This is a genomic window from Thermophilibacter provencensis (assembly GCF_900128445.1).
GTDB lineage: Bacteria > Actinomycetota > Coriobacteriia > Coriobacteriales > Atopobiaceae > Thermophilibacter > Thermophilibacter provencensis.
On sequence record NZ_LT671417.1, the window covers coordinates 2,091,409 to 2,106,279 of the forward strand.

Annotated in this window: 12 protein-coding genes; 2 read left to right on the forward strand and 10 right to left on the reverse strand. The window is 67.7% G+C overall.

Features of this window, described 5'->3' with window-relative positions; genetic code table 11:
• Positions 1 to 32: 32 nt before the first annotated feature.
• Both thrC and thrB read left to right on the forward strand, forming a co-directional pair.
• Positions 33 to 1,517: a threonine synthase gene (thrC, locus tag BQ7391_RS09470; RefSeq protein ID WP_129583954.1), complete on the forward strand. Its 1,485-nt coding sequence runs from the start codon at positions 33 to 35 to the stop codon at positions 1,515 to 1,517.
• Entirely contained in the window at positions 1,514 to 2,422 is a 909-nt protein-coding gene (gene thrB, locus BQ7391_RS09475; protein WP_235858658.1) for a homoserine kinase, read from the forward strand. The genes thrC and thrB overlap by 4 nt, the downstream gene beginning before the upstream one ends.
• Positions 2,423 to 2,528: 106 nt before the next feature.
• Here the strand turns inward: thrB and BQ7391_RS09480 are convergent, their stop codons facing one another.
• The 10 genes from BQ7391_RS09480 to BQ7391_RS09525 all read right to left on the reverse strand — a co-directional run bounded on the left by BQ7391_RS09480 (position 2,529) and on the right by BQ7391_RS09525 (position 14,603).
• The gene (locus BQ7391_RS09480; RefSeq protein ID WP_075280364.1) at positions 2,529 to 3,236 is read right to left on the reverse strand and encodes an ABC transporter ATP-binding protein; all 708 of its coding nucleotides are present in this window, start codon (positions 3,234 to 3,236) and stop codon (positions 2,529 to 2,531) included.
• Complete coding sequence (locus BQ7391_RS09485; protein ID WP_075280365.1) at positions 3,237 to 4,091, reverse strand: ABC transporter ATP-binding protein; 855 nt, start codon at positions 4,089 to 4,091, stop codon at positions 3,237 to 3,239.
• The gene (locus tag BQ7391_RS09490) at positions 4,084 to 5,244 is read right to left on the reverse strand and encodes a branched-chain amino acid ABC transporter permease (protein ID WP_075280366.1); all 1,161 of its coding nucleotides are present in this window, start codon (positions 5,242 to 5,244) and stop codon (positions 4,084 to 4,086) included. The genes BQ7391_RS09485 and BQ7391_RS09490 overlap by 8 nt, the downstream gene beginning before the upstream one ends.
• Before the next feature lie 11 nt (positions 5,245 to 5,255).
• On the reverse strand, positions 5,256 to 6,128 hold the full coding sequence (locus BQ7391_RS09495) for a branched-chain amino acid ABC transporter permease (RefSeq protein ID WP_075280367.1): 873 nt from the start codon (positions 6,126 to 6,128) through the stop codon (positions 5,256 to 5,258).
• A 107-nt stretch (positions 6,129 to 6,235) separates the two neighbouring features.
• Positions 6,236 to 7,435, reverse strand: a complete 1,200-nt coding sequence (locus BQ7391_RS09500; protein ID WP_075280368.1) for an ABC transporter substrate-binding protein — start codon at positions 7,433 to 7,435, stop codon at positions 6,236 to 6,238.
• A gap of 125 nt (positions 7,436 to 7,560) precedes the next feature.
• Positions 7,561 to 8,034, reverse strand: coding sequence for a VanZ family protein (locus tag BQ7391_RS09505; protein ID WP_075280369.1), 474 nt, complete (start codon positions 8,032 to 8,034; stop codon positions 7,561 to 7,563).
• Positions 8,031 to 9,293, reverse strand: coding sequence for a hypothetical protein (locus BQ7391_RS09510; RefSeq protein WP_075280370.1), 1,263 nt, complete (start codon positions 9,291 to 9,293; stop codon positions 8,031 to 8,033). Before BQ7391_RS09510 ends, BQ7391_RS09505 begins: the two co-directional genes overlap by 4 nt.
• Positions 9,294 to 9,644: 351 nt before the next feature.
• On the reverse strand, positions 9,645 to 11,621 hold the full coding sequence (rho, locus tag BQ7391_RS09515) for a transcription termination factor Rho (RefSeq protein ID WP_083662183.1): 1,977 nt from the start codon (positions 11,619 to 11,621) through the stop codon (positions 9,645 to 9,647).
• Between the two features lie 196 nt (positions 11,622 to 11,817).
• A complete protein-coding gene (locus BQ7391_RS09520; protein WP_075280371.1) occupies positions 11,818 to 12,525 on the reverse strand; it encodes a MarR family transcriptional regulator in 708 nt (235 codons plus the stop codon).
• Between the two features lie 233 nt (positions 12,526 to 12,758).
• Entirely contained in the window at positions 12,759 to 14,603 is a 1,845-nt protein-coding gene (locus BQ7391_RS09525) for an arginine--tRNA ligase (RefSeq protein ID WP_075280372.1), read from the reverse strand.
• Positions 14,604 to 14,871 lie beyond the last annotated feature (268 nt).

A 14,871-nucleotide genomic window follows, 5' to 3' on the forward strand; every position in this document is an offset into this window, starting at 1 on the left:
AGGCACGGGTACCTCGGACGCAAGGAGCCACAGTGACCCCGTTCTACCACAGCACGCGCTCGGGCGCGCAATCCGTAACAAGCAAGCAAGCAATCCTCGCGGGCATCGCGCCCGACGGCGGCCTCTACGTCTCCGACGGGCTCGGCGAGAAGAGCGTGGGCCTGGACGTCGTCTGCGGCCAGGGCTTCCGCGAGACCGCCCGCCTCGTCCTGGGGACGCTCCTACCAGACTATACGGCCGACGAGCTCACCGGCTGCGTGGAGGCCGCCTACGGCGCGCAGTGGGACGCGCCCGACGTCTGCCCCGTCACGCCGCTCGGCGCCGACTGGCTGCTCGAGCTCTACCACGGGCCCACCTGCGCCTTCAAGGACGTGGCGCTGCAGATGCTCCCGCAGCTCATGAGCGTCGCGCGCGCGGACGACGGGCGGAAGATCATGGTGGTCACCGCCACCTCGGGCGACACTGGAAAGGCCGCGCTCGACGGCTTCGCTGGCGTCGACGGCACGGGCGTGACGGTCTTCTACCCGCACGGCAAGGTGTCCGACATCCAGCGCCTCCAGATGGTGACGCAGCTCGGCGGCAACGTTGCGGTCTGCGCCGTGCGCGGCACCTTCGACGACTGCCAGGGCGAGGTCAAGCGCATCTTCGCAGACCGCGAGCTCGCGGCGCGCCTCGCCGAGGGCGGCGTCGTGCTCTCGAGCGCCAACTCCATCAACGTGGGACGCCTGGCGCCGCAGGTCACCTACTACTTCGACTCCTATGCGCAGCTCGTGCGCGCCGGCGCCGTGACTCCGGGCGACGAGGTCACGTTCTGCGTGCCCACCGGCAACTTCGGTGACGTCCTCGCCGGCTACTACGCCAGGCGCCTCGGCCTGCCCGTGCGCCGCCTCATCGTGGCGTCCAACGCCAACGACGTCCTCACGGACTTCCTCACCACCGGCACCTACGACCGCCGCCGCACGTTCCACAAGACCATCTCGCCCTCGATGGACATCCTCGTGTCCTCCAACCTGGAGCGCCTGCTGTACTTCGCCTCCGACGGCGACTGCGAGCTCGTGTCCTCCCTCATGGGCGACCTCGCGGAGAAGGGCGTCTACACCGTGCCCGACCGCGTCATGGACGAGATTCGCTCCGTGTTCTGCTGCGGCCGCGCCGACGACGCCGACACGCGCGAGACGATCCGCTCGACCTGGGACGAGCTCGGCGTCCTCATTGACCCGCACACCGCAGTGGCAAAGCACGTGCTCGACGCCACGCCCGACGACGGCTCTGCGCGCGTCTGCCTCTCCACGGCGAGCCCGTACAAGTTCTGCGCGGACGTCCTCTCCGCCCTCGGCGAGGTCACCGACGGCATGAACGGGTTCGCCTGCATGGACGCCCTCGAGCGCCTCACGGACACCGTTGCGCCGGCACAGCTCTCCGGCCTGCGGGCTGACCCCATCCTGCACGATGACGTCTGCGACCGCGAGCGCATGGGCGCCTTCGTCGAGTCCGCCTGCGCGCGGGTGTTCCTGTGATCGGTGCCGACGGCCGCGAGCGGCCCATGGTCATCGTCCGCGTGCCGGCCACCTCGGCCAACGTTGGCGTGGGCTTTGACTGCCTCGGGCTCGCGCTCGACCTCACGGCGACGTTTCTCATGACGCCCTCCGAGCGGCTCGAGGTCGTGGGGTGCGAGGAGCGCTTCCGCGGCGAGGACAACCTCGTCTGGCAGAGCTACCTCGACGCGTGCGGGCGGCTCGGAACGGACGCCGTGCCCCTGCACATAACGATCCTCTCGCCGATCCCGCTCTCGGGCGGCCTTGGCTCAAGCTCCGCCTGCGTGATCGCCGGCGTCGGGGCGGCCATGGCCCTCTCGGGCGGGGGCTTCTCGCGCGAGAGGGCCCTCGAGCTCGCCGTCGCCATGGAGGGCCACCCCGACAACGTTGCCCCGGCGCTCCTCGGCGGGCTCGTGAGCTCCTTCGTCGACGGGGACCTGACCACCTCGACGCGGATGGACGTTGCCGGTAACCTGCGCTTCGTTGCCATTGCGCCCCCGTACGAGGTCCGCACCGCCGACGCGCGTCGCGTCCTGCCCGAGGAGGTCTCGCGCGAGACGGCCGTCTGGCAGATGGGCCGCTGCGTAGCCATGGTGGGGGCGCTCGAGCTCGGCGCCGCCGGCCTTCTCCCCCCCGCCTGCCACGACCGCCTGCACGAGCCGTACCGCGCAAAGCTGATCCCCGACTACGAGACCCTGCGCTCCGCCGCGCTCGAGGCGGGCGCGTGCGCGTTTTTCATCTCCGGCTCGGGGTCAACGATGATAGCCGTCGCGGACGGGGACGCCGCGGCGGCGAGGGTGGCGTCCGCCTTTGCCGACGCCTGTCCCGGCTACTGGCTGCAGACCCTTCCCGCCAACACCCTCGGCACCACCGTCGAGGTCCACTAGCGCACGCGAGAAGAACCGCGCCATGGGAAAGGCGGCGGACCCGGGAGGGTGGTCCGCCGCCTGAGACGAGGGCGGCAAAAGGCCGCCGCCCAGGTACACGATGTTGTCAGCCGCCGAGATAGGCCTTGCGGACGTCGTCGTCGACGAGCAGCTCGGCACCGGTTCCGGTCTTCTTGATCGTGCCGATCTCCAGGACGTACGCACGGTCGGCAACAGAGAGCGCCATGTTGGCGTTCTGCTCGACGAGCAGAATCGTGGTCCCCGCCTCGTTCAGCTGCTTGACGATGGCAAAGATCTCCTGCACGAGGATGGGAGCGAGGCCCATGGAGGGCTCGTCGAGCATGAGCAGGCGGGGCTTGCTCATGAGCGCACGGCCCATGGCGAGCATCTGCTGCTCGCCGCCGGAGAGCGTGCCGGCCACCTGGCCGCGACGCTCCTTGAGGCGCGGGAAGTGATCGTAGACCTTCTCGAGCGTCTCCCTGTTCTCCGCATCCGTGCGGGTGTAGCCGCCCATCTCGAGGTTCTCGGCGACCGTCATCTGCGTGAACACGCGCCGCCCCTCGGGGCAGAGCGCGAGCCCCCGCTCGACGATCCTGTGGGCGCGCAGGCCAAGGAGGGTCTCCCCCTCGAAGTCCACGGAGCCCGAGTCAGGCTTGATGAGACCGGCCACGGTGTTGAGCGTGGTGGACTTGCCGGCCCCGTTGGCGCCGATGAGGGTCACAATCTCGCCCTCATCGATATCGAAGGAGATGCCGCGGACCGCCTTGATCGCGCCGTAGGAGACGTGCAGGTCCTTGACTGAAAGAAGGGCCATCTACTTCACCTCCTGCTTGCCGAGGTAGGCCTCGATGACGCGCGGGTCGTTCTGGATCTGCTCGGGGGTGCCCTTGGCGATGATCTTGCCGTAGTCGAGCACGCCCACGACCTCGCACACGCCCATGACGAGCGACATGTCGTGCTCGATCAGGAGAATGGCGATCTGGAACTCGTCGCGGATCTTGAGGATGTTCTCCATCAGCTCCTCGGTCTCGGCGGGGTTCATGCCCGCCGCGGGCTCGTCGAGGAGCAGGACCTTCGGGCCGGTGGCGAGGGCGCGGAGAATCTCCAGGCGGCGCTGGGCGCCGTACGGGAGGTTGCCCGCCTGAGTGTCTGCATACTTCCTCATGTCGAAGATGTCGAGCAGCTCAAGGGCCTTCTCGCGGTACTCGGCCTCCTGGCGCCAGTGGCCGGGGAGGCGGAGCATGTCCGTGATGAGGTTCGTCCTCATGGCGTTGCCGTAGCCCACGAGCACGTTCTCGAGCACGCTCATCTGCGAGAAGAGCCTGATGTTCTGGAACGTGCGGGCGACGCCCATGCGGTTGACCTCCGCAACGGACTTGCTCGCGGTGTCGTATCCGTCAACGAGGACGGTGCCGCGCGTGGGCTTGTAGACGCTCGTAAGCAGGTTGAAGATCGTGGTCTTGCCGGCGCCGTTGGGACCGATGAGCCCGGAGATCTCCGTGCGGCCCATGGCGATGTTGAAGTCATCCACGGCGGTGAGGCCGCCGAAGTCGATGCCGAGGTGCTCCGCCTGGAGCACGGGGATGGAGCCGAGGTCACGCTCGGGAATGAGGTTCGGCGTCTCCATCTGCACGAGGACGGGGCGACGCTTCTTCTTGTCGCTAGGCATCGTGGCTCGCCTCCTTTCCGTCATCTGCGCCCGCGGGCGCGGCGCTCTTCCTCGACCACGGGAAGTCGCGGTTCATGACGCGCTCGATGATGCGGGAGAGCGAGAAGTCATACGAGCCGAGCAGGCCCTGCGGGCGGAAGATCATCACAAGAACGAGCACGACGGCGTAGGCGATCATGCGATACTCGGAGAACGCGCGAAGCGCCTCGGGCAGAATCGTGAGGACAGTTGCGGAGAGGGCGGAACCGAGCATGGAACCCATGCCGCCGAGGACCACCATGACGAGAATCTCGATCGATTTCATAAAGCCGAAGACCGCTGGCTGCAGGACGCCGACGCACCCGGCATAGAGGCCGCCGGCCACGCCCGCGAAGAACGCGGAGGCGACGAAGGCGAGCGTCTTGTAGTAGGTGGTGTTGACGCCCGTGGCCTCTGCCGCGATCTCGTTGTCGCGGATGGCGAGGATCGCGCGGCCATGACGGGATTTCATCATCGTGTGGATGAGGAAGCACACCACCGCGACGCAGCCAAAGACGAGCAGGAAGCTCGTATAGCCGGGAATGCCCGTGAGGCCCGCCGCACCGCCCGTGAGCTCGAAGCCGAGCACGCTGTCGATGTTGAGCATCACAACACGGATGATCTCGGCGAAGGCGAGCGTGATGATGGCGAGGTAGTCGCCCTTGAGGCGCAGCGCGGGAATGCCGATGATGATGCCGGCAACCGCGGCGCACAGTCCGCCCACGACGAGGCCGCCCAGAACGAGCAGGAACGTCATCGGCGAGCCTGTTACAAAGTCACGCGCTCCGATGCCCAGAACCTCGCTCATGCGAATGATGAAGATCGAGCAGCCGTAGGCTCCCATTGACATGAAACCCGCGTGGCCGAGTGGCAGCTGGCCGAGATAGCCGGTGGCGATATTGAGCGAGACTGCCAAGATGATGTAAATGCCCACCTGCTCGAGCACCGTGGACTGGTAGCGGTTGATGGCACCTCCATCAATCATAAGCTCGCCCAAGATGAGAATTACGAGCACTAGAACAGCGTTGATTGCGTACCTCGCAGGCATCGACAGGCTGCGTCGCTTGCCGGCGGCCGGCTGAGGGCCACCCGTCGAAATGATGGGGCGCTTCTCGGTCATGACCTCTTCTTCCATGCGTGCACCCCCTAGACCTTCTCGTTCATCGTGCGACCGAAGATGCCGGTGGGCCGCACCACGAGGACGATGATGAGCAGCAGGAACACCACCGCGTCCTTCCAGACGGAGAGACCGAGCGCGGTGACGATAACCTCGGCGAAGCCGACGAGCAGGCCACCCACGACAGCGCCCGGAATCGATCCGATGCCGCCCAGGACCGCCGCGACGAAGGCCTTGGTGCCGAGCATCATGCCCATGGTTGGGCTAGCCTGCGTGTAGGCCATCGCATAGAGCACGGCTCCTATGCCAGCGAGCGCGGACCCCACGGCAAAGGTAAACGAGATCGTGGAGTTGACATTGATGCCCATGAGGCGCGCGGCGCCCATGTCCTCGGACACGGCACGCATGGCCTTGCCGAGCTTGGTCTTCTGAACCACGAGGGTGAGCGCGACCGTGGCAACGATGGTAACGATGACCGTGAGCACTGAGGGGAACGAGAGCGCTAGGTCGCCCACCTGGATGGTCTGCAGATCGGTGTAGGCGGGGACCACCTTGGCATCGGCGCCGAAGACGAGCTGGGCGCCGTTCTCGAGGAAGTACGAGACGCCGATGGCGGTGATGAGAATCGAGAGCCTCGGCGCGTTTCTCAGCGGGGCATACGCGACCTTGTCGATGAGCACGCCCATGAGCGTGCATGCGGCCACGGAGAGTATGACGGCGAGGACGGGGTTGAGCCCCAGCTGGGCCATGACCAGCCACGACACGTACGCGCCGACCATGATGATGTCGCCGTGCGCGAAGTTGAGCAGCAGGATGATGCCGTACACCATCGTGTAGCCCAGGGCGACGAGCGCGTAAATGCTGCCGAGCTGCAGGCCATTGAGCACCTGCGTAATAAACAAGGCGAGCTCCTCTCATGAGGGGCGCGGCACAGCCGCGCGCGAGCAAAGCGGGGCACCGGGCACAGCTTGCCCAGTGCCCCGTAAGGGGCGAGAAGGACGATGGGCCACTAGGCCTCAAGGACCTGGAAGGTCTCCTCGGCGCCGTCCTCGGCGAACGTGATGATGAGCGAAGACTTGACCGGGTCACCGGTACCCTCGTAGGAGATGGAGCCCGTGACGCCCTCGACAGTGCCAGAGGCGACGCCGTCGATCACGGCCTGCTTGTACTCATCGGAACCCGCCTCGAGACCGGCCTCCTCGGCTGCGGTAAGGCCTGCGGCAAGAACCATGGCTGCGTCATAGCCGAGGGCACAGAAGTTGGTGGGTGCCTCACCGTACTCGGCCTCGTAGTCAGAGACGAACTTCGTGGCGGTCTCGGACTCGTTGGAGGAGCTGAACGCGCAGCAGTAGTAGCAGTCGTGAAGGTTGGCGGCGTCAGCGTAGTTCTCGGAGCCTCCGTAGATGCCCGACCAACCGTCGACGCCCAGGAAGACCTTATCGTAGCCCTGGGTGCGCGCCTGGTTCACGATCATGCCGTCGTCCTGGTAGTAGTTGGGGACGAGAATGGCGTCAGGGTTGGTTGCAATGATGTTGGTGAGCTGCGCCTTGAAGTCGACGTCGCCGTCGGCATAGGACTGCTGGGTGGTAATCGTGATGCCCAAGGACTCCGCCTCATCGCAGAAGGCGGCGTTGACGCCCTCAGAGTAGTCGGAGCCGGAGAGATAGAGCGTGGCAACGTTCTTGTACCCCTGCTCAGAGGCAAAGTGGGCCATGACACGGCCCTGCTCCGGGTCAGTCACGCAGGCGCGGAAATAGTTGGAGCCATAGGTGACGACGTCAGCCGCCGTGGCGGACGGAGTCACGCAGGGCATGTTGTCTGCCACGGAGGCCTGTGCAACGGCGATGGTGGGGCCGGTGAGAACGGAGCCGACGATACCCGTCACGCCGTCCTCCTGGACGAGGCGGTTGTAGGCGTTGACGGCCTCGGTGGCGTCGCCCTTGGTGTCGTAAACGACGGCCTCGATCTGCTTGCCGTTGACGCCACCGTCAGCGTTGAGCTGCTTGAAGTAGAGCTGCGCACCGTTCAGGCACGCGAGGCCGTAGGACGAGTTGTCGCCGGTGTGCGGGCCCATGATGCCCACCTTGATGCTAGACGCGCCGTCGCCGCCCTCGCCGCCGCCGTTGCCGCCGCAGCCCACGAGGCCGAGGCCCATTATCGCCGCCGCGGAGCCGGTCACGAACTGGCGCCTGGAAACGTTCTCGAACATGTCTTTCTCCTCCCGTCGCTTCTTACGTAAAGCGTGCTGCTACCGTACGCCCGCCCCAAGCGCGGCAGCAGCGATGTGGAGGAATTGTTAACCGAGCTGTGACCATGCTAACAGCATCGAAACAATCACCGCGCACGCGACCTTGCGAGCTGACGCGAGAGGGCCCAGGAGAGCGCGGCGCCCGCGACGACCCCGGCGAGGTCGATGCAGACGTCGACCGGGCTCCCCGAGCGCCCGGGGACGAAGAGCTGGATCGACTCGTCGATGGCGGGGACGAGCGCGACGAGAAGACCCGCAGGCAGCGCAGGCCTGCCGGATTCGGCGCGTCGGGCGACGAGGAGCCCGCGAGATATCGCGCCGAGGACGGCGTACTCGGAGAAGTGGGCGCACTTGCGAACGACAAGCGACATGACGTCGGTGTCCGCCACCCCGACCGCCTCGAAGAGCGGCCTCAGCAGCCCCACGACGGCTCCGCTCTCAGCCGAGGACTGAGGCCCCTGGACAAGCGAGTGCCCCCAGATAAAGGCTATCCACAGAGCGAGCGCGACGGCCCATGGGAGAGCGGGCCGCCGCGCCGAGTCGCCATGCACGCGCGTCATGCCTCGACAGCCACCGTGCTCGAGAAGTGCCGGGGCGTGTGCGCCGGACGGGCGGACGGAGACCCCGCGAGGTGCGCCGAGCGCTGCGTCCCCCCTTCGATGACCTGCAGGAACCGCCTCGAGGTGCGGCGGACGGCATTGGAGGAGCTCTTGGAGAACTCATCCTTGATGAGGTAGTCGACGTAGGACTCCGTGTCCACGACCTCGGGATGGCCGGCCGGCGGACGGAAGGGGATGAACGCGGTGTCCGGCTCGAGGTTGTCAGGCTCGTCGAGGGTGTCCGCGCCGCCCACCGAATCGATGAACACGATGGGGTCGCGCTTCGGGAGCTCGGCGGCGACCAGCTCGTCGAGCGAGCGCAGTGCCGCCGCCCAGTCGTCGTCCGCGGTGAGCTCCTCGACCGTGCGGCGCTCGGGGTACGCGCCCTCGTCGACGAAGGCCACGCGCCCGGAGATGCTCGCATGGGACGCCTCGCCGCCCGCCGGCGGGACGTCGAAGCCGCGGGAGAGCCCCGCGTCAAGCCTGCGGCCCATGCCGGAGAAGTCGGCGGGAATGGCGAGCGGGTCGTCCTCGGCGGCAATCCCGAAGGACGATGGGATGGAGTCGGCGCCGACGGATGCCGTCCACCAGCTCGTTCCCACGTCGCCCACCGTTCCGTCGGCGCGCTCGATGACGGGGACGCCCGCCATCCTGCCCGCGTCCATGCGCGCCCTGAGCGTCGCGGCGACGCCCTCCGCACGGCGCGCCATCCGCTCGCGGAAGGTCAGGCGGCTGACGTAGTTCTCGGCGACGTCCTCGTAGTCGCGCGCGGCGTGGCTCGGCCCACGGCGCTCGGAGTCGGTCGACGGCTCCGCGCCGGCCCGGGGCACGACGGCGGAAGGCGGCTCCTCGATGGGCGTCGGCGCGGCGGGGACGCTCCCGGCTGCAGGCTCCCCGTCGACCGGGCGCATGTGACGAGGACGATACGCGGGGACATCGTCGGGCACGGCGACGGAGGCCGAGGTCCGCTCGGAAGGCGTCGGCACCGGGCGTCGCGCGGCGGCACGCCGGGACAGCGCCCGCACGAGTGCCGCCACGCCGAGCACGGCGCCCACGGCGACGACGCCGCCCGCGAAGCCAGCGGCAAAAGATGCCCCCGGGGAGGAAAGGGCCTCGCCGACCACGTCCTCAAGCGAAAGGGCCGTCGCGGGCGCCGGCAGCGCCAGCGCGAGCGGCCCGCCTATCCCCGCAAGGACGGCCGGATTCCTACCCACTCTCATGCTCTCCCGCTCCTCCCAGAGACGGAAGACGAGACGAACTTCAAACCACGGGTTCCCACCAACGAACGCGAGGTGGAAGGGGGCGTCTACGGTTTGGGCTTCGTTTCATCTTCGTGTTACCGCGACGACGCGCACATGCGCTTTCAAGCAACTATACCCATTCGTCAACGTGGCGCGCAAGGGGTTTCGACCCATAGATTAGGACCCCCTCCCCCATTGGCGGAATTTGCGCCGTGGGAGGCCCCACAAGCCCGACGTCCTTCTCGCCAGACTAGACGGACAAAAACAGGCGCGCGTCCCGATCGGCTGGGGCGCGCGCCCGCGAGGACGGCAGGAGGGGGCTGTCGCGACCTAGGCCACGTAGCCGGTCTGGTTTGCCTTCTTGGCGCTCTTGATTAGGAACTCCTCGTTGGAGTCGGTCTCCTTGAGGCCGCGCACGAGCGCGTTGGCGGCGCGCTCCACGTTGTTCATGTTGGCGAGCACGCGGCGGATGCCCCAGACGAATGGCTGGTAGGCGGGGTCGATCAGCAGGTCTTCGTTGCGCGTGCCGGACGCCACCGGGTCGATGGCGGGGAAGATGCGCTTGTCGGCGAGGTCTCGGTCGAGCTTGAGCTCCATGTTGCCGGTGCCCTTGAACTCCTCGAAGATGACCTCATCCATCTTGGAGCCGGTGTCCACGAGCGCGGAGGCGATGATGGTGAGCGACCCGCCATCCTCGATGTTGCGCGCGGCGCCGAGGAACTTCTTGGGCGGGTAGAGCGCGGCGGAGTCAACGCCGCCGGAGAGGATGCGGCCGCTCGCGGGCTGTGCGAGGTTGTAGGCGCGCGCGAGGCGGGTGATGGAGTCAAGCACCACCACGACGTCCTCCCCCATCTCGACGAGGCGCTTGGCGTGCTCGATCACGAGCTCGGAGACATGGGTGTGGTTCTCGGCCGGCATGTCAAAGGTTGAGGCCACGACCTCGCCCCTGATGGAGCGCTCCATGTCCGTGACCTCCTCGGGGCGCTCGTCCACGAGCAGGCAGAAGAGATGCACCTCGGGGTTGTTGGCGGCAATGGACTGGCAGATCTTCTTGAGGACCGTGGTCTTACCCGCCTTGGGCGGGGAGACGATGAGGCCGCGCTGGCCCTTTCCGATGGGCGAGACCAGGTCGATGGCGCGGCCGGTGATGGAGTCCTTTCCGCACTCCATGGCCAGGCGCTCGTTGGGGTAGACCGGCGTGAGGTCGCGGAATCGGGGGCGCGCCTTGAGGTTCTCGGGGGCTCGCCCGTTCACCGCCGAGACGCGAATGAGGGGCGGGTACTTGCTGTTGGAGCGGCCGGGGCCGACGGTGCCCGACACGCGGTCGCCGGCGCGCAGGCCGAGCGAGCGGATCATCTGCTGGTGGACGAACGCGTCGTCGTCGCCCTCCATGTAGTTGCCCGTGCGGATCCAGCCGTAGCCCTCGTTGCCGATCTCGAGGATGCCCTCGACGGGCCGGAAGCCCTCCGCGCGGGCGGCGGCCTCGTAGATGGCCTCCACGAGCGCCGGCTTGCGCACGCCCACGTAGTCGATCCCCAGCTCCGCGGCCTTCGCGCGCAGCTCGGCGACCTTCATCTCGGAAAGCTCCTCGCGGGTGAGCGAGGGCTCGGCGGCCTCCTGCTGGCGACGGTTGCGGCGGCGGCCCTGACCGTTCTGGCGACGGCCCTGGCCGGCAAAGCCGCCCGCGGAACCCTGGCTGGCGCCCCCGCCAGAGGCGTCGCGGTCGCCCTTGTGGCGACGCTTGCGGCCCTGGCGCGACGCCTGATCGGATGCGTCCTGCTGAGGCTGCTCGGCCGGGGCGGCATCCTTCCCGGAAGCGCCCTCGTCGAGGGTCTGCGCGGGCATGGGGGTGGGCTCTGAGCTCGCGTGCGTCAGCACCTCCGCCGCCCGTCCCGTCTCGTCGGGCTGGGGGTCGGCAGGGGACGGCGCCTGCGCGCTCGCGGGCGCCTCGGAAGCCTCCGCCGCCTTTTCGGCCTTGCGGGGCCTCCCGCGGCGGCGCTTGGGGGCCGGGGCCGCCTCATCGGCCTGCTGGGAGGTAGCCTCTCCCCCGTCGCTCACCTGCGCTGCCGTCGCCTCCTGCTCGGCAGCCTGCTCGGTCTTGCGGGGCCTGCCGCGGCGGCGCTTGGGGGCGACGGGCTCGCCTGCGGCCTCGGCCTCCTCGCGCGCCTTTGCCTCCGCGGCCCGCGCGGCCTCCATCTCCGCCTTGGTCCGGCGACGCCGACGCGGCTTGGTTTGCGGCGCCTCGGGCGCGGCGGTCACGGAATCGGCCTGGTCAGGCACGGAAACAGGCGTCTCGGCGTCCGACATAAAACAACCTCTCTTGTTGCGGCCCCACATGCGTCACGGCACGGTCGCCTGGCAAGGCCCGGGTGCAATGCGAGCTCTCATGTGGGTTCGGGGAACGCATCCCCATAAAACGGATGAAGGCGGCCGCGCACCTTGCGTGCGGGACCACCTTCAAACTATAGCACGTATCATGCGACGACGCAGCAAAAACGCTGCATTACGCCACGCTTTCCTCGGCCTCGGCCGCCTTGCGGCTGCCGCGGAGCTTGCGACGCACGACGACGCCCTCGATGCTCTCGACGAGCGACTTCGCGACGCGGACGCCCTCCTCGGTGAGGCTCACGCTCGTGGTGTGCGCGCCGGCGGCATCGTGGGAGCGCGTCGCGAGGCCGCGCTCGACGAGCGAGGAGACCGACATCGAGACCGTCGGCTGCAGAAGGCCGAGCGCGTCGACGATCTGCATGATGGTGAGCGAGTCACTCTCGGAGGCGTAGAGGCCAAGCAGCACGAGGTCACCGGCCTTGCAGAAGAGCGACCCCATGGCGTCGGCGTACTTCCTGATGCGCTCCGCCGACGTCCGCGAGAGCGCGCGGCCCGTGGGGATCTGCGCGCGGGTGAGGTCGGAGAGCTCCTCCACGCGGGCACGGCCGCGCTCTGAGATGGAGCAGACCACGTTCCTGCGGTCCTCCGCCCCCTCGGCGCGCTCGATGAGCCCGAGCGCCGCGAGGTGATTCGTGCGATGGGTCATCGTGGGCCTGAGCGCGCCCTGGTACTCGGCGATCGCCGAGGTCTTCATCGGCTCGTCGGCGATCTCGAGCCGGCAGAGGATCGCGAACTCCTCGAAGGTGAGACGCTCCTCCGAGGAGCCCGCCTGCCTGACGATGTTGTACGCCCTTCTGACGGACATGAATTCCTTGAGGTCCACAGCCCCACCTCTCACACACCTTCGCTAGTGCGAAGGACTTCCTGCAAAGCAGCTGATAAAAACTGCCTCCTTGATAGGGGGCAGTATACATAATTTTGAGAGCATTAACCATTGTTAACGCTCTCAAGCAATAAAAATCCTAGATAACAATTCGTTTATTCGCAATCCTTACACAAATGGGACGGCCCCGACGCCGTCATGGCGCCGGGGCCCAAGGCAGGGGCCGAGTGGCCCTACATGCTCTGCGGGGCGTGGACGCCGACGAGCGTCAGCACGAGGGCGAGGACGCGGCGCGTGGCGTCGCACGCGGCGAGGCGCGCGCGGGAGAGCTCCTCGTCCATCGGCCTCCCCTTGCCCGGGAGCACCTGGCAGGCGGCGTAGAACGAGTGGAACTCTCCGGCGAGCTCCTCGGCATAGTGCGTGAGGCGGAACGGGGCGCGGTCGCGCGCGCAGCTCTCGACGAGGCTCGGAAGCTCGCCGATCTTGCGCGCGAGGGCGGCCTCGGAGGCGTCCGAGAGAAGGCCTAGGTCGTAGGACTCCCCCACCGCGCGGCGCGCGACCTCGTCCATGCCGAGATCGGCCGCCTCCTCTACGGTGACGCCCGCGCCGCGGCGCAGGATGGAGCAGATGCGCGCATGGGCATACTGCACGTAGTAGACCGGGTTGGTGTTGTCCTGGCGCTTCACGCGCTCGATGTCGAAGTCGATCATCTGGTTGGAGGACTTGGAGATGAGCGTGTAGCGCGTGGCGTCGGCGCCCACCTCGGCAAGCAGCTCGTCGAAGGTGACCATCGTTCCCTTGCGCTTGGACATGCGCACGGGGGTACCGTCGCGCAGCAGGTTCACGAGCTGGCCGAGAAGGACCTCGAACTGGGTGGGATAGCCGAGGGCCTCGCAGGCGGACTGAACGCGCTGGATGTAGCCGTGGTGGTCGGCCCCCCAGATGTCGATCACGTGGTCGACGCGCTGGAACTTGTTCCAGTGATAGGCCACGTCGGAGGCGAAGTAGGTGTACTCGCCGTTGGTCTTGATGAGGACGCGGTCCTTGTCGTCGCCAAAGGTAGTGGAGCGGAACCACAGGGCGCCCGCCTCGTCGCGATAGAGGTGGCCCATCTCGTCCAGCGCTGCCAGGGCGCGGTCGACGGCGGAGGAGCCGTCCTCGCCCTTCACGTAGAGGCTGCGCTCGGAGAACCAGACGTCAAAGTCGCAGCGCGCCTCGTGGCAGGTGCCGCGGATGGAGTCGAGCATCCAGAGGTAGGCGCGCTCGCGGAACTCAGCCATGCGCTCGTCCTCGGGGGTCGCGAGCCACTTGTCCCCGTCCTCGGTCACGAAGCGCGCTGCGATGTCGACGATGTAGTCGCCGCCGTAGGCGTTGCCGCCCAGCGCCTCGTTGAAGGCGTCCGTGAGCGGGTGGGTCTCGGGGCGCTCGTCTCCCTCGTCCGCCACGAACGCCTCGCGGTCGGCGAGAAGCACCTCGCGGGCGTCTTCGAGGGAGGCGCCGCGCTCCCCCATCACGGAAAGCAGCTGCTGGTAGCGCATCGAGATGGAGTGACCGAAGACGTCCATCTGCGAGCCGTGGTCGTTGACGTAGTACTCGCGCTCCACGTCATAGCCCACGTGCTCCAGCACGCGGCAGAGCGAGTCGCCGATGGCGACCCAGCGGCCGTGGCCGATGTGGAGCGGCCCCACGGGGTTCGCGGAGACGAACTCCACCTGGACCTTGGTCCCCGCCCCCATGCTGGAGCGCGCGTAGTCGGCGCCCTGCTCGCGCACCGTGCGGAACACCTCGTTGGCCGAGGCGGTGGCGAGGTAGAAGTTGATGAAGCCGGGTCCGGCAACCTCGACGCGATCGACGGAGGGGTCCTCGGGAAGGCGGGAGACAATGGAGTCCGCGATCTGGCGCGGGGCGCGGCGGGCGAGCTTGGCCGAGCGCATGGCCACAGTCGAGCTCCAGTCGCCGTTTGAGGGGTCCGCCGGCCGCTCGAAGCCGAGGTCGCCGACCTCGAACTCAGGCAGTTCGCCGGCCTCCTGCGCGGCGGAGATGGCGGCTCGTACGAGCTCCTCGATCTTCTCGGGCATGAATTCTCCTCTTGCTTGCATCGTGGCCGCGCTCGCCTGGGACGGCGGCGGCGCGGCGACTCAGTTGTGCGGGTAACTGTGTGATTGTAGCAAAGCGACTGCCCCCACGAGCCGGATGGGCGCCCCGCGGCGCCCGTCTCGTGGGAACTTCCATCATTTATTACATGGTAAAGAAGGGGGCAACGAGGCTCGGTGGCCCGATTTGGGGCGTCAGGGCCCTGTTGTCCCCTTCATTTCCATGTGATGAATGGTTGAACCGTTTGGAGGG

What these genes read in the sequence shown, in the direction of transcription:
- BQ7391_RS09490 (WP_075280366.1), bottom strand. Translation starts at nt 5,244, where the DNA reads ATGGAAGAAGAGGTCATGACCGAGAAGCGCCCCATCATTTCGACGGGT.
- rho (WP_083662183.1), bottom strand. Translation starts at nt 11,621, where the DNA reads ATGTCGGACGCCGAGACGCCTGTTTCCGTGCCTGACCAGGCCGATTCC.
- BQ7391_RS09525 (WP_075280372.1), bottom strand. Translation starts at nt 14,603, where the DNA reads ATGCCCGAGAAGATCGAGGAGCTCGTACGAGCCGCCATCTCCGCCGCG.
- BQ7391_RS09510 (WP_075280370.1), bottom strand. Translation starts at nt 9,293, where the DNA reads ATGAGAGTGGGTAGGAATCCGGCCGTCCTTGCGGGGATAGGCGGGCCG.
- BQ7391_RS09500 (WP_075280368.1), bottom strand. Translation starts at nt 7,435, where the DNA reads ATGTTCGAGAACGTTTCCAGGCGCCAGTTCGTGACCGGCTCCGCGGCG.
- BQ7391_RS09485 (WP_075280365.1), bottom strand. Translation starts at nt 4,091, where the DNA reads ATGCCTAGCGACAAGAAGAAGCGTCGCCCCGTCCTCGTGCAGATGGAG.
- BQ7391_RS09505 (WP_075280369.1), bottom strand. Translation starts at nt 8,034, where the DNA reads ATGACGCGCGTGCATGGCGACTCGGCGCGGCGGCCCGCTCTCCCATGG.
- BQ7391_RS09480 (WP_075280364.1), bottom strand. Translation starts at nt 3,236, where the DNA reads ATGGCCCTTCTTTCAGTCAAGGACCTGCACGTCTCCTACGGCGCGATC.